This is a genomic window from Amycolatopsis sp. NPDC005232, assembly GCF_040607795.1.
Lineage (GTDB): Bacteria > Actinomycetota > Actinomycetes > Mycobacteriales > Pseudonocardiaceae > Amycolatopsis.
In genome coordinates, this window is sequence record NZ_JBEXHL010000025.1 from 12,429 (window position 1) to 31,238 (window position 18,810).

At 68.7% G+C, this 18,810-nt stretch carries 17 protein-coding genes and 1 pseudogene; 10 read left to right on the forward strand and 8 right to left on the reverse strand.

Annotated elements, in window-relative coordinates; genetic code table 11:
- Positions 1-28 precede the first annotated feature (28 nt).
- Positions 29-1,114 (reverse strand): 5-aminoimidazole-4-carboxamide ribonucleotide transformylase, encoded by a 1,086-nt coding sequence (locus tag ABZU76_RS35355; RefSeq protein WP_354877575.1) that lies wholly within the window; start codon positions 1,112-1,114, stop codon positions 29-31.
- A gap of 128 nt (positions 1,115-1,242) precedes the next feature.
- The gene (locus ABZU76_RS35360) at positions 1,243-2,784 is read right to left on the reverse strand and encodes an alpha/beta hydrolase domain-containing protein (RefSeq protein ID WP_354877578.1); all 1,542 of its coding nucleotides are present in this window, start codon (positions 2,782-2,784) and stop codon (positions 1,243-1,245) included.
- 264 nt (positions 2,785-3,048) lie between these two features.
- Between ABZU76_RS35360 and ABZU76_RS35365 the strand changes: the two genes are divergently transcribed.
- Positions 3,049-4,509 (forward strand): alpha/beta hydrolase, encoded by a 1,461-nt coding sequence (locus ABZU76_RS35365; RefSeq protein WP_354877581.1) that lies wholly within the window; start codon positions 3,049-3,051, stop codon positions 4,507-4,509.
- Positions 4,510-4,560: 51 nt separating this feature from the next.
- On the opposite strand, the gene ABZU76_RS35370 is transcribed toward ABZU76_RS35365, so the two are convergent.
- Entirely contained in the window at positions 4,561-4,968 is a 408-nt protein-coding gene (locus tag ABZU76_RS35370; protein WP_220243591.1) for a YbjN domain-containing protein, read from the reverse strand.
- Between the two features lie 124 nt (positions 4,969-5,092).
- On the opposite strand from ABZU76_RS35370, the gene ABZU76_RS35375 reads away from it, so the two are divergent.
- Positions 5,093-5,644: a dihydrofolate reductase family protein gene (locus tag ABZU76_RS35375; protein WP_354877584.1), complete on the forward strand. Its 552-nt coding sequence runs from the start codon at positions 5,093-5,095 to the stop codon at positions 5,642-5,644.
- A gap of 216 nt (positions 5,645-5,860) precedes the next feature.
- Positions 5,861-6,063, forward strand: a pseudogene (locus ABZU76_RS35380) (IS5/IS1182 family transposase); the annotation flags it as partial.
- Positions 6,064-6,095: 32 nt separating this feature from the next.
- Here ABZU76_RS35380 and ABZU76_RS35385 read toward each other — a convergent pair.
- Entirely contained in the window at positions 6,096-7,790 is a 1,695-nt protein-coding gene (locus ABZU76_RS35385; RefSeq protein ID WP_354877587.1) for a carboxylesterase family protein, read from the reverse strand.
- A gap of 535 nt (positions 7,791-8,325) precedes the next feature.
- A complete protein-coding gene (gene rho, locus ABZU76_RS35390) occupies positions 8,326-9,393 on the reverse strand; it encodes a transcription termination factor Rho (protein ID WP_354877590.1) in 1,068 nt (355 codons plus the stop codon).
- A gap of 210 nt (positions 9,394-9,603) precedes the next feature.
- Between rho and ABZU76_RS35395 the strand changes: the two genes are divergently transcribed.
- Both ABZU76_RS35395 and yidC read left to right on the forward strand, forming a co-directional pair.
- Positions 9,604-9,909: a DUF6412 domain-containing protein gene (locus tag ABZU76_RS35395; protein WP_354877593.1), complete on the forward strand. Its 306-nt coding sequence runs from the start codon at positions 9,604-9,606 to the stop codon at positions 9,907-9,909.
- A gap of 81 nt (positions 9,910-9,990) precedes the next feature.
- The gene (gene yidC / locus ABZU76_RS35400) at positions 9,991-10,656 is read left to right on the forward strand and encodes a membrane protein insertase YidC (RefSeq protein ID WP_354877596.1); all 666 of its coding nucleotides are present in this window, start codon (positions 9,991-9,993) and stop codon (positions 10,654-10,656) included.
- A gap of 50 nt (positions 10,657-10,706) precedes the next feature.
- Here the strand turns inward: yidC and ABZU76_RS35405 are convergent, their stop codons facing one another.
- Entirely contained in the window at positions 10,707-10,898 is a 192-nt protein-coding gene (locus ABZU76_RS35405; RefSeq protein ID WP_354877599.1) for a DUF397 domain-containing protein, read from the reverse strand.
- Positions 10,870-11,763: a helix-turn-helix transcriptional regulator gene (locus tag ABZU76_RS35410; RefSeq protein WP_354877602.1), complete on the reverse strand. Its 894-nt coding sequence runs from the start codon at positions 11,761-11,763 to the stop codon at positions 10,870-10,872. The genes ABZU76_RS35405 and ABZU76_RS35410 overlap by 29 nt, the downstream gene beginning before the upstream one ends.
- A 243-nt stretch (positions 11,764-12,006) precedes the next feature.
- Here ABZU76_RS35410 and ABZU76_RS35415 point away from each other — a divergent pair, with 243 nt between their 5' ends.
- From ABZU76_RS35415 to ABZU76_RS35425, 3 genes are read left to right on the forward strand one after another with little or no spacing between them, the layout of a single operon-like run.
- Complete coding sequence (locus tag ABZU76_RS35415) at positions 12,007-12,498, forward strand: hypothetical protein (protein ID WP_354877604.1); 492 nt, start codon at positions 12,007-12,009, stop codon at positions 12,496-12,498.
- Complete coding sequence (locus ABZU76_RS35420; RefSeq protein ID WP_354877607.1) at positions 12,495-13,394, forward strand: hypothetical protein; 900 nt, start codon at positions 12,495-12,497, stop codon at positions 13,392-13,394. Before ABZU76_RS35415 ends, ABZU76_RS35420 begins: the two co-directional genes overlap by 4 nt.
- Positions 13,395-13,408: 14 nt before the next feature.
- Entirely contained in the window at positions 13,409-14,326 is a 918-nt protein-coding gene (locus ABZU76_RS35425) for a Scr1 family TA system antitoxin-like transcriptional regulator (protein ID WP_354877610.1), read from the forward strand.
- 3 nt (positions 14,327-14,329) lie between these two features.
- Here ABZU76_RS35425 and ABZU76_RS35430 read toward each other — a convergent pair whose 3' ends face one another.
- Positions 14,330-16,345 (reverse strand): glycogen debranching N-terminal domain-containing protein, encoded by a 2,016-nt coding sequence (locus tag ABZU76_RS35430; RefSeq protein ID WP_354877613.1) that lies wholly within the window; start codon positions 16,343-16,345, stop codon positions 14,330-14,332.
- Between the two features lie 175 nt (positions 16,346-16,520).
- Between ABZU76_RS35430 and ABZU76_RS35435 the strand changes: the two genes are divergently transcribed.
- Together ABZU76_RS35435 and ABZU76_RS35440 are read left to right on the forward strand one after the other, a co-directional pair.
- On the forward strand, positions 16,521-17,522 hold the full coding sequence (locus ABZU76_RS35435; protein WP_354877616.1) for a LacI family DNA-binding transcriptional regulator: 1,002 nt from the start codon (positions 16,521-16,523) through the stop codon (positions 17,520-17,522).
- A 45-nt stretch (positions 17,523-17,567) separates the two neighbouring features.
- Positions 17,568-18,809 (forward strand): extracellular solute-binding protein, encoded by a 1,242-nt coding sequence (locus tag ABZU76_RS35440; RefSeq protein ID WP_354877619.1) that lies wholly within the window; start codon positions 17,568-17,570, stop codon positions 18,807-18,809.
- Position 18,810: the final 1 nt, after the last annotated feature.

The following is an 18,810-nucleotide window of genomic DNA, read 5'->3' on the forward strand; positions in this document are numbered from 1 at the left end:
TTCACGCCGTGGCGAGGAGCTGTTTTCGTCAGTGGTGGAAGAGGCGCAAACCGGTGTGGGTCACGCTCATGCCGTGCTGTGCGCACGCGTTGACGACATCCGGGGAGCGCGCGGAGCCGCCAGGCTCGACGACGTGACTGATGCCGATCGTGGCGGCGTGCTCGATGTTGTCGCGGAACGGCAGGAACCCGTCGGACACGAGCGTCGCACGGCTGGCCCACGGCCGAGGGTCGGGCAGAACCGGTGGGACATCCGGGAAAAGCTCGGTGAACTCCACTTCCTGGGCCGGGGTGAGACTGCCCTCGGCGAGGCGGATCTGCCAGTTGAGGCGATCCTGGCGGGACATTCCGGCAACCCGGGGCAGCGTGCGTACCACGGAGTGCCGGCGCAGCCACCACGTGCGGGCCTTGCCGACCGCGAGGCGGGCGCAGTCGACGCGATTCTGCTGCCCGGCGGCGACGCCGAGAGTCATCCCGTCGCCGACGACCGCCACGGAGTTGGACTGCGTGTGGCGAAGGGTGGCCAGGCCGAGCAGGGCGTCGCTCGGGAGCCCAGGCGGGAACGGGGCACGGTCGCGGCGCTGCTCGACGACGACACCGTAGACGTCGCGGCGCTCACACTCAGGTGGCTCGTATGCCGGATCTGTCTCCAGGACCAGGAAAGTGCCAGATTTCTTACGCGCGAGCACTTCCAGCGTCCCGGGTTCGAAGCCAGGCGCGATCACGGCGTCGGAGATCACCTGCGACAGCAGGTCGGCCAGCTCCGCGTCGACAGGTGCGGAAACAGCGACGACGTCACCGAAGCTGGACTTCGGATCGGCGTCGCGGGCGCGCACGTACGCGCCGGTGAGCGGGCCGGGTTCGGTGACGCGCCAGGTTTCCCGCATCACGTCATCCAGCGGGCCGGCCGTGGCCACGCCCGCTGGAGACACGTGTTTGAACGACGCCGCGACCACGGCCCCGGTGGCGGCCGAGGCCGTGTGAACGAGCTGCCACGCGTTGAGCGCGTCGAGCAGGTTGATGAAGGACGGTGTGCCTGCGCGGACCCGCAGTGGTCCGTCGTCCAGCACCCGGGCGGGTTGGTGGGGGTTCATGCCGTAACGAAGGTCGATCACGCGAAGCGCTCCTCAGTGGCGGACACCGAGGAGCCCCCAGGCGGACGACGCTCCCACTGCTCGCGCTCCCCGGTGGTGACCCACCCTCGCCAGTCGCGCGGGGCCAGGCTACCACCGGGAAACGTCCGTCAGAACAGCTTGCGCTTCGCAGCCTGGTTGATCAGCGTGCGACCGTCCTCCGGGAGGAGGAAGTGCTGGGTCTCCAGCCGTTGCACGACATCGGCCACCTGCTGCCGGTAGTCATTATTGTTGTAGTACAACGACTTCAGCTGAGCGGCGTCGAAGTCGCGGTGGGTGCCGTAGAGGACGCAGAACGAGGACAACGGGTTGTCGAGGTTGGCGGGGGAATTGATGCCGTCGTTGAGGCCCGTCGGGGCCTCCACGTCGGGCAGGCGGATGCCGCCCTGGGCGATGCCGTTGGCGTCGCGGGCGATGTCAGCGGGTGGGCCAGGGTCGATCAAAGCCAGCGGCGCAGCGCGGCGCGGCGCGATGCCGCGGCTGACCCACTTGTCGAGCGCGTCGTAGGCGGCGTGGAAGACCGTCCAGGATTCGACCTGGCTCGGGCCGGGGTTGGTGCAGGAGAAGGGGGCCTGCTCGCCGAACTCGCGGGACTGGATGGCGCCGAGCGTGGTGCGGAAGTCGTTCGGGTCGGTGCCGGTCGAGTAGGCGGGCACGTGCGAGGCGCCGGCGATTTCCCATGTGCGCAGGGAATCGCTGTCGGGCGCGGTCTTGCTCGGCACGCCGGCGCCGCGGTAGACGTCGTTTTCGGTGTAGACGCGGATGGCCTTGGTGCCGACGCCGTCGCGCGGGGGCAGGGAACTGTCGGAGAGGGCGAACAGGAAGCCGTCGTAGACGTGGCGCAGGGGCTGCACCGTGTTGTAGTACACGCCGAGATAGCGGCCGGACTGCGACGCGCCGCCGGCGTACACGCGGTCGATGCCGAGGTCCGCCAGCGGGTTCTTCTTGCCGCGGCCCTTGAGCAGCTGCGCGATCTGCGTGTAGATGTCGAACGACTGCGAGTCGTCGAGCACGGCGCCGCCGTTGGTGACGTCGAGCGAGCCGTAGCGCTGCGGGCTCCACTGTGTGAGGCCGAGGCCGGCCGTCCCGCCTGCGGTTGCGCCGTTGACGCCGACGCGCTGCACCGAAGCACCCACCCACGTCCAGCCGTTGCGGACGTAGTAGTCGGCGCTCGTGCCCCACTCGGTGTCGATGTCGTGCCCGGCGGTCACGTTCTGCCAGTCGACCACCGCGACGCCGGCCGATTTCGCGGGCTTCACCGGGCGCCGTACCACGATCCGGGTCGTGTACGGCGTGGTGCCCAGCGTGGTGGCGACCTGCTTCTGCTCGTCGACGGTCGGGTTCGGGTTGTATCGCGTGGCGGTGCCGGAGATGAAGAACTCTTCCTCCTCGTAGCCGGCCTTCTTCAGGTCGTACGGCGTCGAGTAGAAGACGTAGTCGTGCGCGGGATCCCCGGGTTTGCCCTGCGCGGGGATGGGACCGGTGATCTTCGCCGGGCCGTTGCCCGGGGCGGAGGTCGGGAGCTTCGACGGCGGGGCCTTCGCGGCGGGAGCGGCGGGAGCGGCGAGCGCCGGTGTCGCGGCGAGCAAGAGGGTGAGCGGTGCCAGGAGGATGGTGGTTCGCAGTCTTCGTTGAGTGCGGTTTCCGGACATGTACGTCCCTTCACGAGGGTGACAGCCTCTTTCCGGCGCCAGCCAGTGAACGCCCGCTTAGTCGGCCATGTCAAGAATCTCATTCGGTTTCTACCGGTGGGGCTGCCCGGATTAGCCCGGACGTACGACAGCCAGGACCGAACCCCGTTCGGTTTCCCAGAAGTCCACATCAGACGCCGCCGCGCCCTCACCAGGCCGGGACGACGTTCTTCTGGCAAGATCCACGCCCGAACGGTTGATCTTCACCACCGGAAGGCGTGGCGCATGGCCCTGGGCCGGAAACTGACCGTCGTCACCGCGGCGGCCACCACACTCGCGGCCCTGCTCGCCGCCCCGGCCGGCGCCGCGCGCGAGACCGTCGTCTGGAAACCGTGCCCCACCGCCGCCGGCGTCGACTGCGGCACGGTCACCGTCCCGATCGACTGGGCGAATCCCGGCGACGGCACGATCCAGCTCGCCCTCGCGCGGCGCAAGGCCACCGACCCCGCCCACCGCATCGGCTCCATCCTCATGGACCCCGGCGGCCCGGGCGGCGAGGGCGCGGGTGAGGTGCAGGACGGCTGGACCCTGTCGCCCGCCATCACCGCCCGCTTCGACACCGTGGGCTTCGACCCGCGCGGCGTCGGGCAGAGCAGCCCCGTGCGCTGCGGCCTCACCGAAGTGACGGCCCCGAACCCGCAGCTGCCGAAGAGCGTCGCCGAGTTCCGCCAGCTGGCCGCGCGCAACCAGGCCCTTGGCACGAGCTGCGCGAAAACCACCGGACCGCTCGCCTCGCACGTCGATACCACCAGCGTGGCCCACGACATCGACGCCATCCGCGCCGCGCTCGGCGAAAGCAAGCTGACGTACTACGGCACTTCCTACGGCACGCTCATGGGCCAGGAGTACGCCGAGGCCTACCCGGACCACGTCCGGGCGCTGGTGCTCGACGGGACGATGGACCACTCCGTGCGCAGCACGTGGGAGTTCCTGAGCTCGCAGACTCGCGCGACGCAGGAGATGTTCGGCCAGTTCGTCCACTGGTGCGCCACCACCACGACGTGCGCCTTGCACGGCCAGGACGTCCGCTCGGTCATGGCCCAGCTCTACTCCCGCGCCGAACACGGCACCCTCGGCACTCCCGACGACACGCTCGACCCGGTCTCGCTGATGGGCATGATCACCCACGCCTTCTACGGCCCCGACTGGTCCGGCCTCGCCACGAGCATGGTCAACCTGCGCGACGGCAAACCCGCCGAGTCCGCGTTCGGCGACATCACCGTGCCCACCTCGTTCAGCAGCATCTTCTGCTCCGACTGGCGCCTGCCCGTCAGCGGCTACGGCGAGCTCGAAACCTTCCGCCGCTCGCTGGGCGCGATCGCCCCGGACATCCGGTTCTCACCCCTGGCCTGGACCTCCGCCACCGGCTGCCTCGGCTGGCCCGGCACCGTCCGCGACCCGCAGCGCACACCCGGCTTCCTGGGCAACCTGCCCGTGCTGCTCCTGAACAGCCGCTACGACCCCGCCACGCCCTACTCCTGGGCCCAGCACGTCGCCCGCCAAACCGGCGCACCCCTCCTGACCTACGACGGCTGGGGCCACAGCGCGTACTTCAAGAACAGCGACTGCATGGTGTCCACCACGGACAAGTTCCTCATCGACGGTGTGCTTCCCGCCCGCGGAACCCACTGTGCCGCCGTGACTCCTGGTGCGTCGAAGTCCAGAATGGACGGACCCACCTACTGAACGAAGAAGGGCCTCCCAGGTTTCCCAGGGAGGCCCTTCTTCGTTTACAGGTCAGTAATCGTCACGTCCGGTGAACTGCTGCTCCAGCAACTCCGCCGACCCGGCCACCAGCTCCAGCGGGTCCGTGAACTCGTTGATGTCGAGGTTCACCAACGGCAACGAATGCCGCAGGACAACGTGCTCGCCCATCACCACGATCCCCCCGACCACGAGCGTGTGCCCCACCTCGGTCAGCACGTCGAGCAGGTCCACCTCGTCCACCCGCGCGAACGGCGTCGCGATCTGCACCCAGTCTTCCTTCTTGTCGAAGACCTCGTGCGCGACCACCACCACCTGCGCGCGCCCGGTCGTCTCCGCATCCTCCCCGAACGCCATGCGAATCCGCACCTCGTCGGGCTCCTCCCGGATCACCCGGTACTCCTGCCTCATGAACGCGACCAGATCGGCCCATCCCGCCACGCGGCTTCCTCCGTTTCGTGAGTGAACAGGGGAAGCGTAGTGAACGCGGGCACACGCGGCTCACCTTGCGCAAAATATCCATTTTGCGTAGTTCGACAAGACCGTCCGCCGTTATTCTGACGCCATGCGATCCCTGCGGTACACGATCAACGTCACCCTCGACGGATGCGTCGACCACCGCGCCATCGAGCCCGACACCGACACCCACCAGCACGCGACGGCCACATTGCGCCGCGCCGACGCCCTGATCTTCGGCCGCGTCACCTACGAAATGATGGAAGCGGCGTGGGGCCCGCACGCGGACGCGGAGGCGATGCCGGCGTGGACGCGGCCCTTCCGCGAGGTGATCGACCCGGCGAAGAAGTACGTCGTGTCAAGCACTCTGCCCGCGGTGGACTGGAACGCCGAACTGATCACTGGCGACCTCGCCGAATCCGTGCGCCGCCTGAAAGCCGAGCCAGGCGAGAGCCTCTACGTCGGCGGCGTGACCTTGCCACTGGCCTTGGCCGAGCTGGGACTGATCGACGAGTACGAGTTCGTCGTGCACCCCAGGATCGCCGGCCACGGCCCGAAGCTGCTCGAAGGCCTGCCCGTCCCGCTCGACCTGCGTCTGGTGAACCGCTACGAGTTCGGCTCCGGTGCGGTGGTCCTGACGTACGAACCCAAGACGGCTTAGGGCGGGGTTCAGAATGAGGGTTCCCGCTCGGGACTGACGGCTCGTCAGCCTTTCTTTGACACGAACGGAGGGGCTGGCTGCGGCCGAGACTCGTGGTGGGCGCAAGCCGCGGGAGGTCGATGATGGCCGAATTGCGGTGGGCCGGTTCGCTCGATTTTTATGCGCCGCGATCGACGGCTCGCGGCTGTGCGCGATGAAGGGCGGGGACAAGACCGGGCTGTTCCCCCTATCCGCGGCAAGCGTGGCCGCCCGATTCGCCGTCTACGAAGGGCCCAGCCGACCGCGGCTTCGACCACGACGTGTACCGCGAACAGGTCCGTCGGTTTGGCATCACGCCGGTCATCGCCCGCCGCAGTACCGAACACGGCTCCGGGATCGGGGTCTACCGCTGGGCGGTGGAGGGCGCATTCGCCCTCCACAACCCGACTCCTCCGGCGACGGAAAGGTGTGATCACACCTTTTGTTCCCAGATCTCCCGAGATGCCGACACGGGGTCGGCTGCGACCGAGCCAGGGACGTCCCAGATCCGCGTGAGCGCCTCACCTTTCCGGTACTCCGGCCAGCCGGGGTTGCCGGTGGAAGCGAAGTCCGTCAACGACTTGCTGAACTCCTGCGCCAGCTCGAGAGCCTCGCGCGGGACTGAGTCGCCGAAGAGCATGGCCGCCATCGGGCCGCGGAAGTTGCCGAACATCAGCGGCACGTCGAGGAGGTGGCAGGCGCCGAGCGCTCCGCCGAACACCGGGGTCGGCCAGGTCAGCTCGTAGCACCAACTGCGCCCGCGGTGCTCCTGAGCGCACCACATCGACGGAATGCGGAAAAACGCGTCGGACTGAATGAGGAGGTACAGATCGGCGTCGGAGGCGCCCGGGTACGCAGCCCGGTAGGCATCGAGCGGCACAGCGTGCGCCGCCGCGACACCGGCGACGTCCACGGCGGACAGATCCTCGTTCATCGCCATGGCGAAGAACCGGTACTCGTCACGGGCGAACCCGGTCATGAGGTCGACCTCTGCGCGCAGGCCGCGCCAGGGCTGGTCACGCACCAGATTCCCGTCGATCACCGGCCCATACGGGGTGACCTCGCCAGGCGTCGACTGCACGGCGTGGATCGCCTCGGGCGCCAGGTCCGCGAAGGCCTCGGAGGTGAGCGGCACGCCGAGTGCCCCGGCGATCCGCTCCGCCGTGCCGCGCGCTCGTTCCTCGGGCAGGAACGCTGCCGTGACGCTCTGCCCGATGGCCCGGCGAAACAGCCCACGGCCGGCCTCAGCGGCAGTCAGCGCAGCCACGGCGCTGGCACCTGCCGACTGACCGAAGATCGTCACGTTGCCCGGGTCGCCGCCGAAGCGCGCAATATTCTCCTGCACCCAGCGCAGGGCCGCGAGCTGGTCGAGCAGTGCCCGATTCTGCGGCGCGTCGGGCAGCCAGCCCAAGCCCTCGAAGCCGGTGCGGTAGTTCAGGCTCACCATCACGACGCCCGCGCGGGCCAGATTCGCGCCGTCGAATTCGGGCTGGCTCGCGGCGCCGAAAATGAACGCCCCGCCGTAGAACCAGACCATCACCGGGAGTCCGCTCGCTCCGGGATCGGGCGTCCAGACATTGACGGTGAGGCAATCGGCGTCGTCGGCCGGATGCCACAGCGGCGGGATCGGGGGCATTGCGGCCTGCGGTGGCGCAGCGCTGAACGCGATGGCGTCGCGGGTGCCGTCCCACGGCTGCGGCTGCTGGGGCGCCTGGAAGCGCCGGATGCCGTTGAGGGGCGCGGCGTAGGGGATGCCCAGGAAGGCGCCGACACCCTCATCCATCCTGCCTCGCACAGCGCCCTGCGCCGTCTGGACGATGATCGTTTGCATGCCTTCATTCAACATCACCCACCGTCGCCAGCAGCTTCGCACCAGAGTGAACAGCGTCCGAACTATCTGAATTTCGACAGCAGCCTGTAACGAGTTGATGTACGGCTTCGGTATCCAGTACGGCGCCGATCGGGGAAAGACACAGTCGAACTGCTGCACTGGTTCCGCCGCCCAGGCATCCTTTGGGAGATACGCGACGACATTCAGCACGCGGTTGAGAGTGGAGCGGAAAGCCGATTCCCGAGCGAGGACCTGGCCATAAATGCCCTCTCGCTCGATGAGGTCCAGGTTCGCCAACGCGACAGCGCACGAAACCGGATGACCACCATAAGCAGAGGCTGAGTCATTCTTGATCGCGGCTTCCGCCCCGCACGCACGATCTAGGCGATCGTCGAGCTCCTCATCGCGGTCGTGATCAGTGTGCAAGCAGGTCGGGCCGAGTTCGCGCCACTGACCCGAGGCAACGCTCCACACCCGATGGCCGACTCCTCACAGTCGCCGACGCTCCTCTGGCACCCGGCTCTGGCGCACCGGCTGCGACCGATGACAGAAGAGGAGACTTCGCAACGGTCGCACCGACCTCAGCCGGCAGCGACGCTTGCGGTGATGGCCAAGTTCGTTGCTTCGACTCGTTCTTCTACGCAGTGGACACGGTCGTACCGTTGATCGCGTTCAACCAACGAAGCGTCTGGTACCCGGACAGTCACACTCCGACAGGTTCCATGCTCGAGACGTTCCTGAACGTCGCAACGATTCTCGGGTGGCTACTCTCGTCCATCTTCGTGCTCTCGTTCGCGCGCCTCGCTCGAAACCTGTAGAGCACCTCCCGCGCTCACGCGGCGAGCGCGCCCGGCGTGCCGAGTGACGCGGCGACCCGGGCGACGAACTCGGCGTTGGACTTCGTGGTGCGGACCTGGTCGAGGAACTGCTCGGTCGCGCGCTTGGGGTCCTGGCCGGACAGGGCGCGGCGGACCTCGTTCATGACCTGGAGCTCCGCGGCCGGCACGAGCAGCTCGTCGCGGCGGGTGCCGGAGCCGAAGAGCTCGACGGCGGGGAACACGCGGTTGTCGGCCAGCAGGCGGTCGAGGCGCAACTCGGAGTTGCCGGTGCTCTTGAGCTCCTCGAAGAACACGGTGTCGGCGAGCGAGCCGGTGCCGACGAGCGCCGTGGCGATGATCGTGAGCGAACCGCCGTCCTCGATGTTGCGCGCGGCGCCGAGGATCTTCTTCATCGGGTGCAGCGCACTGGCGTCGACACCACCCGAGAGGACCCGGCCCGACGTGCGAGCGGCGAGGTTGTAGGCGCGGCCGAGGCGGGTAAGCGAATCGAGCAGCAGCACGACGTCGCGGCCGCTTTCCACGAGCCGCTTGGCGCGCTCGACGGCCAGCTCGGCCACGGCCACGTGCTCGGACGGCTTGCGGTCGAACGTCGACGCGACGACTTCACCGCGCACCGACCGCTGCATGTCGGTGACCTCCTCGGGCCGCTCGTCGGCGAGCAGCACCATGAGGTGCACGTCGGGGTGGTTCACGGCCACCGCTTGCGCGATCGCCTGCAGCACCGACGTTTTCCCGGTCCGGGGCGGCGCCACGATCAGCGCGCGCTGCCCCTTGCCGACGGGCGCGACGAGGTCGAGCACGCGGGTGGTGAGCTGGTGGCGGGTGGTTTCGAGGACGAGCCGCTGGTCGGGGTGCACCGGCGTGAGCCGTTCGAACTCCGGGCGGTTCTGCGCCGGAGGAGCACCGTTGACCGAGACGACCTGCTCGCCGTCGACGACGATCTCGTCGCCGCGCCGCAGGTCGTGCTTGCGGATCAGTCCAAAGGGGACGGAAGGGCCGCCCGGCGTGTAGCCGAGGGTGGCGGTCTTGCCGTGGATGTCGAGAATTCCTTGGTATGACATGGTTTTGACTCCTTGAAGGATGGAAAGCGTCTCTCGGTGAGATCGCGAAACGAACGAACGCCGCATCGAGGCGACGCAGCTTTCGTGAAAGTTGAGAACTCCCCCGGGCGGCCGTGCCGGCATCCATGGGGATCGAGGTGAGCATAGCGCAAGGGCGCCGAGGACCACAACACGCTATAATCGCGGCGACGGAGAAAGGGGGACGTCACCATGCACACGCTGCTGCATCTTGCTTCACCACTGCTGCTGGCGTTCCCCGCCGTGCACGTCTTCGACCAAGCCGGCCCGGCCGCGATCCTCGCGTTCGCCTCCGTGGTGGCCGCGAGCCTGCTCGTGGTCCTGGTCGTCAGCAACGCCAACCGCGGCGAGCTGGCCGCGTGGACCATCCCGGTCCGCGCCCGCCGCACCGCGCTGAACCAGCGCGCACGTCGCGCGGCTTTCCTGCGGCTGCGCGATCCCGGCACCCCCGGCCGAAGCCGGCCCCGCGCACCCGGGTGGTACTCCCCGGCTGCGTAACCCCTTTCCAGGTCAGTCCGATCAGGACGGTCCGCAGCCGGTTCCGCGTGCCCTGAAACGACTTTCCCCTGGAGTGCTGTCATGCCCGAAATCTTCGACGTGCCCGTCGCCGGCGCGTACCACCTCGTCCACTCGCTCGCCTCGGCGACCGAACCACTCACCGGCTCGTTCGCGGCCGCCGCCGCGATCGTGCTGTTCACCGTCGCCGTGCGGCTGCTGCTCGTACCGTTCGCCCGGGCCGCGGCGCGCGGTCAGCAGGCCCGCACCGCGTTGGCCCCGGAAATCCGCAAACTGCAGGAGAAGCACGGCAAGAACCGCGAAAAGCTCGCGGCGGAGATGGCGAAACTCCAGCAGGAGTCGGGCACGTCGATGTTCGTCGGGTGCCTGCCGATGCTGGCGCAGCTGCCGTTCTTCTGGGTGATGTACCACCTCTTCAGCACGGCCGTGATCTCCGGCGCACCCAACGCCCTGCTCGGCAGCACGTTGTTCGGCATCACCCTCGGAGCCCATGGGCTGGCGGCGGCACCGGTCGTGTTCGTGGTGGCCGGCCTGCTCGCCGTGGTGGCGTGGTTCTCGATCCGGTGGCAGGACCGCCAGCGCGACCTCACCACTCCCGGCGCTCGGTTCCTGCGCCTCCTGCCTTATGGAACAGTCGCGGTCACCGCTTTTGTTCCCTTGGCCGCTTCGCTGTACCTGCTGACGACCACGACGTGGACGGTGGTCGAGCGGATGGTGCTCAACCGGTAGGGCCGAGCCGCTGGCGCCGTCTTGACGCCAGCGGCCCATCCCACCTGGCTCTAGCCGGCCGAGGGGTCGGCCTTCAGCCGGACGAGAAACGCAGCGAAGCTGCGGGACGGGACTTCGAAGAAACCGCTGTCGGGATCCTTGCTGTCCCGGATGAGCCGCCGACCGGCTTCTTCGGCGACCTCGACACAGTTGTTTGTCTCCCCGCCGGAATACCTACTCTTTTTCCACTTTCGCTCGTCCATTGCCCTCTAACGCCCTTATTCGTCGATGGAGAAGGTCCCTCGTGCCATCGGTCGACAACGCGAGTTTCCGGGCGTCCTCGTGACTGGCAGTGAAGCGCCCGGTGTCCTTGGGGTTCTCGTACCATCGTCCACCACCCGGGAATTCGAGATACAGGCCGGGAGGAGCGTCATGTTCCGCGTAATAGATGATGTTGTAGCCGCCGGTGAGCAGCCCGTATGCGCCCTGCTGGTGCTCGATGACCCTGACCGTGACATTCGGATACTTCATCACCGCGAGCACATGACGAAGCTGTGCCGCCATCACCTGAGGCCCACCGATGTAACCGTTGACGACGGCCTCATCAATCAGGAATTCAGCTTTGAGCGGCCTCGGGTCGTCGGGAGACAAGCGTTCCTGCCGCTCCAAACGACCCTTGATCACGTTCTCGACTCTCGCCTTTGTGTCATTGAAATGCGGGGCGGCATCGAACATCGCAGCGCTGTATTCTCGAGTCTGAAGCAGGCCTGGCCAGAGGCTTCGCTCACACGCCCACAACTCGACGCCATCGCGTTCGGCGGCCAGGTAGCGGCGGAACTCGTTCGGCGCGTCCGCAGGCAGCCGAGCCGGCGGCGGCTCTTCGTCGGCGATCCTGAACAGCCGCTCTGCTTCGGCGCTCTGGTCGTCGCCAGCCCCGTAGTACCGGCACAGGTCGCGTACGACGGAGACCTTCATGAGGACATCGCCGTTCTCGTACCTGGTCACAGACGGTGCTGACATGCCGAGATACTCAGCGACCTCCACAACCGTGCGCTTGCCCACGTCCTTGCGCAGAAACGCCAGGTAGGCGCCAAGAAGGCGCCTCGCGCGGGTGCGAGTTTGAGCCATCCGCGCAGCATATCGCCCGGTGGCGACCGGTCACGCACAAAGCTTGCACGTGTGAACATGCACGTGTTTAATGTGCACGTGTTGGTCCGGTCACCGCCCGTGAAGAGGTGTCTCCGATCCCGGCAGTGAAGGGCAGCTCTTCATCGTCACCGGCCAGCCGACGGCAGGCGGGGTCCAGCTCTGTTCATCAGCTGGGCCTCGCCTGCCCGACCACTCGACGAGCAGCGTGGGAAGGGACAACGCATGACCATCTCCGTGGACGACTACACGGGCCAGGGCTTGGTGTCCGGGGAGCTGTTCGAACAGCTCACGCGACGGATCGTCAAGGAACAGGGGATGTCCGCCGAGTTCGCGGCTCGCATCGTCGACCAGGCCTTGGCGTTCCTCGCGGCCTGCGCCCGGTCGGAGGAGCCGCTCTCGCCGAGCAGCACCGTCGACATCGGATGGCACGCGTTCATCCTCTACACGAAGGAATACGCGGATTTCTGCGACGGGATCGCCGGGCACTTCCTGCACCACGACCCGCCCCCGCTCGGCGTGACATCGAACGATTCGTCTCCGCAGAAGAACGTCGACCGCTCGATCAGGGCAATGCGTGACGCCGGATTCGCGGTCGACCTGGCGCTGTGGGATGTCTCGGCGAAGTGCTCCCAGTGCCAGCAGGGTTGCACTCACTCCGGGGGCAACACCGGATGTCACCACCACCCGGTGCGAACGGACACAATCACCGCATGATCGAACGGTACGGCTGGGACGACCTGCCGGATGCTGTTCGAGGTGCGATCCGGCAGCACCTCGGGCAGCCAACGGTTCTTCGCGAAGTCGAGCAGGGGCAGAACTGCAATCTGGCGCTCGTCGTCAAGGACGACCGCGGGACCGCTTTCCTCAAGGGCGTGCGGGGTGTCAGTCCCAGGATGCGGTGGCTACGCAACGAGGCCACGGCCGGCGAGCTGGCCACCGGGCTCGCCCCGGCGACCCGGTTCTGTGAGGACGTCGATCCGGACTGGCTCGTCGTGGGCTTCGAGTACCTTTCCGGCCGCCCGGCCGTTCTGGCTCCCGGCTCTGCCGATCTGCCGCTGATCGCGAAGAGTGTGACCAGGATCAGCGAGTTCGACGGCGGCGCCGCTCAACCGCTCAGCGCGCGCTGGGCGGCGGCGGACTGGTGGACCAAACTGGCTGAGGTCGCTCGGCAGGACGTCGTCGGCTGGGATCTCGACGAGGTGACGGAGTGGAGCCGGCGAGCGGCCCGGTTCGTCAGCGGAAGCGCGTTGCTGCACACGGATCTCCACGAGCACCAGTTCATGATCGACGACAAGACCGGCCGGGTCCGAGTGATCGACTGGGGTCGGCCCGCTTCCGGAGCGGCCTGGGTGGATGTCGCCTTCCTGGTCATCCGTCTCATCGCCGCAGGCCACCGACCAGCTGACGCAGAACAATGGGCGACCGCCGTGCCGAGCTGGAAGACCGCGACGAAAGAAGCCTTGACGGCGTTCGCGTGCTACGTCGCTGGTTTGTGGACCTACCGCGGTGTCACAAGTCCCTTCACCGGCTCCACCGAGCTCAGTTTCGCGGCGAAAGACTACGCCGCCCACAGGTTGACCGGCTGGAATGTGCGGCCGCGCCGTGTGTAGAAAGAAGGTTCGTCGTGCGGGACACGCAAACTCTCAGCCCACGGGTCAGGATCCTCGGCGCCAGCCTGCGCGAAGCTCGCCAGGCTGCCCGATTCGGCCTGCGTGAACTCGCGCGCCGCCTGGACGTGAATCCTTCGATCCTCGCGCACTGGGAGCACGGCACCCGAACTCCCGATTCGGAAGAGGTGTCACGGGTGCTCGGCGCCCTCGGCGTGCGACGCGACCAGGCACGGCACATCCTCAACCTCGCACGCGGACTCTCCGACCCGAACTCGATCACCTTCGGGTCGAAGGCCGCCCTGGGCCACCACCTGGCCGAGACCGCGCACGAGGCCGTCGCAACCGCGATGACGATCTGGAGCCCCCTGCTCATCCCGTCTCTGTTGCAGATCCCCGATTACCTCCGCGCAACGGTGAAGGCCGCGCTGCCGACCGTCGCCGCCCGTGAGTCCTACCTCACCGAATTCCTCGAACGACGGGCGTCTTCTCCGGCAGGAACCCGCGTGCCTGTCGACGTGTTCGTCGGGGCGGCCGCGTTGCAAGAGACCGTCGACAACGACGACACGATGGTGCGCCAGCTCCGGTTCCTCGGTGACACCGCGGCCATCAACGCCGCCGTGACCATTCGGCTCGTGCCGAGCGACGTTGGTTTCCACCCCGGGCTGGCGGGCGCGTTCACCTTGTTCACGATGCCGGAAGGCGATCCCATCGTGCGGTGCGACGCCTATGACACCTCGGTCTTCCTCGTCGACAAGCGCGGCCTCTATCGAAGCGCCGCCGAGAACCTCGATGCGCGAGCACTTTCGCACGAAGACTCAGTTGCAGCACTCGAAGCGTGCGTCGCGGAGCGGGAATCGCGCGTGCAACAGCGTATTTCCGAAGTGTCGAGCAACGCGGAAGACGAGTTGTGGGCGCAGTTGATGACGAGGTAGGGATCAGCCCAGCCGCAGGCCCGGCGGCAGTCGCAGGTCCGTCACCGTTCCGTCGGCGGCCACGGTGACGTCCAGCGTGCCCCCGGCCAGTGGTAGGTCCGTCACGCGCAGGGCGCCCACCGGGCTCGGCCGCGGCGGGTCGAGGGTGACCACGCCGGCGGGGACGTCGACGCGCAGGCCCAGGAACGTGACCAGCAACGTCACCGCGGACGCCGCCGCCCAGGCCTGGGGGCGGCACGACGCGGGGTACGGCAGCGGGGACGACACGTCGTCCGAGCCGTAGCCCGAGAACAGCTCCGGCAGGCGGTTGTCGAAGCCGCCGGCCGCGTGCACGAGCTGCAGCCCGAGCGAAGCGGCGCGCGATGACTGGCCCGCCGCGTGCAGGCCGCGGACGACGACGGCCGTGTCGTGGGGCCAGACGGAGCCGCAGTGGTAGCTCAGCGGCGAGAAGCCGCCCGCGGTCGAGGACATGGTGCGCAGGCCGAAGCCGGCGGCCATCGACGGGTGGAGCAGCAACTCGCCGACCGAAGCGCTCTCGGCCGGGTCCAGGATGCCCGTGCCCAGGAGGTGGCCGATGTTGCTCGTTAGCGAATCCACCGGTTGCTTCGCGCCGTCCAGGGCCAGGGCCGGAAAGTGGCCGTCCGAAGTGGACACCCAGAAGTGCGAGCGGAAGCGCGAGCGCAAGGCCTCGGCCCACAAAAGCAGCCCGTCGGCCGGTTCGCCGAGCGCGGCGAGCAGCTCGGCGGCGTGGACGGCAGCCTCGTACTGGTAGCCCTGCACCTCGGACAGCGCGACGGGCGGTTTGGCGATCGTGCCGTCGGCGAAGCGCACGGCGTCGCCCGAGTCCTTCCAGCCCTGGTTGGCCAGGCCGCGGCCGCTTTCGTCGAGGTACTCAGCGAAGCCGTCGCCGTCGGTGTCGGACAGGCCGGTGATCCAGAACAACGCGGCGCGCAGGTTCGGCAGCAGCGCGCGGACCTCGGCCTCGGGCAGGCCCCAGCGCCAGGCGTCGTACAGCAGGCCGACCCACAGGGCGGTCGCGTCGACGGTGCCGTAGTAGCGCGCGGGCAGCGACATGCCGTGGACCTCGAAGCCGGCCCGACGGCGTTCGTGCAGGATCTTGCCGGGCGCCTCGCCGGTCGCCGGGTCGTGGCGCTCGCCCTGGGCCCGGGCGAGCGTGCGCAGCGTGCCGCCCGCCAGCGAAAGCGACAGCGGCAACGCCAGGCGCGCGGCCCACAGGCTGTCGCGGCCGAAGAGCGTGAAGAACCACGGCGCACCCGCACCGGCGAACACGTCACCCGGGTGCTCGCGTTCGGCCAGCAGCAACGCGTCGAGGTCGTCGAGCGAACGGTTGAGCAACGCGGTGAACCGCCGGTCGTCGGCCTCCACCACGGGCCTCGGCAGCCGCGCGGCCGAGCCCGGCACGAAGGGCGCTTCCGGGTCCGTGGCGGTCAGCGTCCAGTGCAGCTCCACGCGGTCCTCGACGCGCACACGCCACTTCACCAGCACGCGAGCACCGTCCACAGTGGTCCCGCCGTCGGTGGCGACCACGGCCTTGACCAGGCCCTGCTCCCACCGCACGCCACCGTCGACGCGCACCGGCTCCAGCGGGACCGCCGAGCCGCCGGACTTGATCACCTCGATCGACGCGAAGTCAGCCGCCAGCACGAGCTCGACCACGCACTCCACGGCCTCGGACGCCGAGGACACCAGCTCCAGCTTCTCCGTCACCCCGCTCGCCGTGACGCGGCGGTGGCGGCGCAGCCACACCGTCGGGTCCGGACCGGGGTTGCCGAGGTGGCGCACCAGTCCGGTGAAGGTGCCACGGTCCGCCGCTGGCTCCTCGAAGCCGATCGGTTCGGGCTCGTGCCCGTCGACCGTCACCACCGCTTCGCTCACCAACCGCAGGTCACCGTGCAGCAGACCCTGCGTGCCGTTGCCGCGGATCTGCCCGTCGCGACCGGAGAGGACGACGGTCGGCGCGCGCAGGGCGATCGCGAGGTCGTGGAGCAGCGGCTGCATGGAAACGTCCTCCGGTGGGGTCGGGTGTCCCCCGATTGGATCGATCAAACCGGCTTCGTGTCAAGTTGGTTTGAAGTCTTGACAGGTCAGCGGCCAACGTTCAGAGTAGCCGCCAGATTGAACGTTCAAATCTGCACCTCGATCGAGGTGCGGGACCAGGTCACCAGGAGGCGGGATGGCGCAGCGGGCCACGCTGAACTCGGTCGCGGAAGCCGCCTCCGTCTCCCGCCAGACCGTGTCGAACGTGATCAACTCGCCCGAGCTCGTGAGCCCGGAGACCCGCGAACGTGTGCTCGAGGCCATCGACCGCCTCGGCTACCGCCCGTCCACCGCGGCCCGCCAGCTGCGCACCGCGCGCTCGCAGATCATCGGCATGCGCATCGCCCCGGTGGGCAACGGCGTGAGCGGCGTGGTCCTCGACCAGTTCCTGCACTCGCTCACGGCCACGGCCGAGGAGTACGACCACCGGATCATGCTCTTCACCGCCGCCGACGACGAAGCCGAGACGCGCGCGTACGCCGATCTCATCGCGTCGGTCGGCGTCGACGGATTCGTGCTCACCCACACCCACCACGACGACCTGCGCACGCACTGGCTCAAGGAGCGCGAGCTCCCGTTCGTCACCTTCGGGCGGCCGTGGGGCGACGAGCGGGCGCACGGCTGGGTCGACGTCGACGGCGCCCGCGGCACCCGCCTGGCCACCGAGCACCTCGTGCGCCAGGGCCACCGGCGCATCGCGTTCGTCGGCTGGCCCGCGGGGTCCGAGACCGGTGACGACCGGCGCGCCGGCTGGGAGGCCGGGCTCACCGCCGCCGGACTGGCGGACCGGCCGCAGATTCCCGTGTTCGACGGTGTGGAGGGCGGGCGCTCGGCCGCCGCCCGGCTGCTCGACGAGCCCGCCGCGCCCACCGCGTTCGTGTGCGCCAGCGACTCCCTCGCGCTCGGTGTGGTCGGCGAGCTGCGCGACCGCGGCCTGCGCCCCGGCGCCGACGCGTCCGTGATCGGTTTCGACGACACCCCGACCGCCGCCGTGCTCGGCTTGAGCTCCGTGGCGCAGCCCATCGTCGAAGTCGCCGCCGAATGCGTGCGCCAGCTGCGCGCGACCCTTCGCGGCGCCGCCGGTCCCGAACCCGCCTCGACCCTGTTCGCCCCCCGGCTCGTGCTGCGCACAACCTGACCGCACGACCTGACCTCTCCCCACCTGCACGATCAAGGAGGATCGATGCGTCACCCCCGTTCCCTCCCGCGCACGGCTGTCGCCGCTGCCGGCCTGTTGCTCACGCTCACCGCGTGTGGCGGCGGCTTCGACGATTCGACGGCGCCCGCCACCCAGCAGTCCGGCCCGGCGTCGCTCAAGCTGATGATCGCCTCCAGCGGCGGCGCCGAGCTCACGGCAGTTCAGGACGCCACCGCGAAGTGGGCGGCGGGCTCCGGCGGCTCGAAGGTGCAGGTGATCGCCGCCAACGACCTGCCGCAGCAGCTGAGCCAGGGCTTCGCCGCGGGCAGCCCGCCCGACGTGTTCGCGGTGGACGCCACCAAGTTCCAGAGCTACGCCGACGAGATGCTGCCCTACGGCGATTCGGTGTCCTACAAGGACGATCTCTACCCGACGCTGCGCACCACGTTCACCAAGGACGGCAAGCTCTACTGCGTCCCCAAGGACTTCTCCACGCTGGCGCTGGCGATCAACACCGACCAGTGGGCGGCGGCTGGACTGACGGACAACGACATCCCGAAGAACTGGGACCAGCTCAAAGCCGCCGCGCAGAAGCTGACCACCGGCGGGCACACCGGGCTCGTGTTCAACGACACCCGCGACCGCGTCGGCGCGTTCCTGGTCCAGGCCGGCGGCTGGCCGCTCGACGCGGACCAGAAGAAGGCCACGGCCGACACCCCGCAGAACCTGCAGGGGCTCACCTTCGTGCGCGACCTGCTGGCCTCCGGTGTCGCCAAGTACCCGAAGCAGATCGGCGCGGGCGACTCGGGTGAGGCGTTCGGCCAGGGTAAGGCCGCGATGAGCGTCGACGGCAACTGGATGGTCGGCGGGATGACCAAGGACTACCCCAACGTGAAGTACCGCGTCGTGCCGCTGCCGGCCGGCCCGGCGGGCGCGGGCACGCTCTCGTTCACGCAGTGCTGGGGCATCGCCGCGAAGAGCAAGTTCCAGGACCAGGCCAAGCAGCTCGTGGACGCGCTGATGCAGCCGCAGCAGGAGCTGGCGTTCGCGAAGACGTTCGGCGTGATGCCCTCGCGGCAGTCGGCGCGCCCGCAGTACCAGCAGGAGTTCCCGCAGCAGGCGGCGTTCCTCGCCGGGGCCGACTCGGCGCACGGCCCGGTGACGCTCACGAAGATGGACCCGGTGCTCACCGACTTCGACGCCCAGATCCAGCAGCTGCCCGGCGCGGACCCCAAGCAGATCCTGAAGCAGCTGCAGACCAACACCACCGCCGCGCTCGGTCAGTGAG

Excerpts from the sequence above, each read along its gene's own strand:
- ABZU76_RS35360 (WP_354877578.1), bottom strand. The coding sequence starts at position 2,784 with ATGTCCGGAAACCGCACTCAACGAAGACTGCGAACCACCATCCTCCTG.
- ABZU76_RS35365 (WP_354877581.1), top strand. The coding sequence starts at position 3,049 with ATGGCCCTGGGCCGGAAACTGACCGTCGTCACCGCGGCGGCCACCACA.
- ABZU76_RS35375 (WP_354877584.1), top strand. The coding sequence starts at position 5,093 with ATGCGATCCCTGCGGTACACGATCAACGTCACCCTCGACGGATGCGTC.
- rho (WP_354877590.1), bottom strand. The coding sequence starts at position 9,393 with ATGTCATACCAAGGAATTCTCGACATCCACGGCAAGACCGCCACCCTC.
- ABZU76_RS35395 (WP_354877593.1), top strand. The coding sequence starts at position 9,604 with ATGCACACGCTGCTGCATCTTGCTTCACCACTGCTGCTGGCGTTCCCC.
- yidC (WP_354877596.1), top strand. The coding sequence starts at position 9,991 with ATGCCCGAAATCTTCGACGTGCCCGTCGCCGGCGCGTACCACCTCGTC.
- ABZU76_RS35405 (WP_354877599.1), bottom strand. The coding sequence starts at position 10,898 with ATGGACGAGCGAAAGTGGAAAAAGAGTAGGTATTCCGGCGGGGAGACA.
- ABZU76_RS35410 (WP_354877602.1), bottom strand. The coding sequence starts at position 11,763 with ATGGCTCAAACTCGCACCCGCGCGAGGCGCCTTCTTGGCGCCTACCTG.
- ABZU76_RS35415 (WP_354877604.1), top strand. The coding sequence starts at position 12,007 with ATGACCATCTCCGTGGACGACTACACGGGCCAGGGCTTGGTGTCCGGG.
- ABZU76_RS35420 (WP_354877607.1), top strand. The coding sequence starts at position 12,495 with ATGATCGAACGGTACGGCTGGGACGACCTGCCGGATGCTGTTCGAGGT.
- ABZU76_RS35430 (WP_354877613.1), bottom strand. The coding sequence starts at position 16,345 with ATGCAGCCGCTGCTCCACGACCTCGCGATCGCCCTGCGCGCGCCGACC.
- ABZU76_RS35435 (WP_354877616.1), top strand. The coding sequence starts at position 16,521 with ATGGCGCAGCGGGCCACGCTGAACTCGGTCGCGGAAGCCGCCTCCGTC.
- ABZU76_RS35440 (WP_354877619.1), top strand. The coding sequence starts at position 17,568 with ATGCGTCACCCCCGTTCCCTCCCGCGCACGGCTGTCGCCGCTGCCGGC.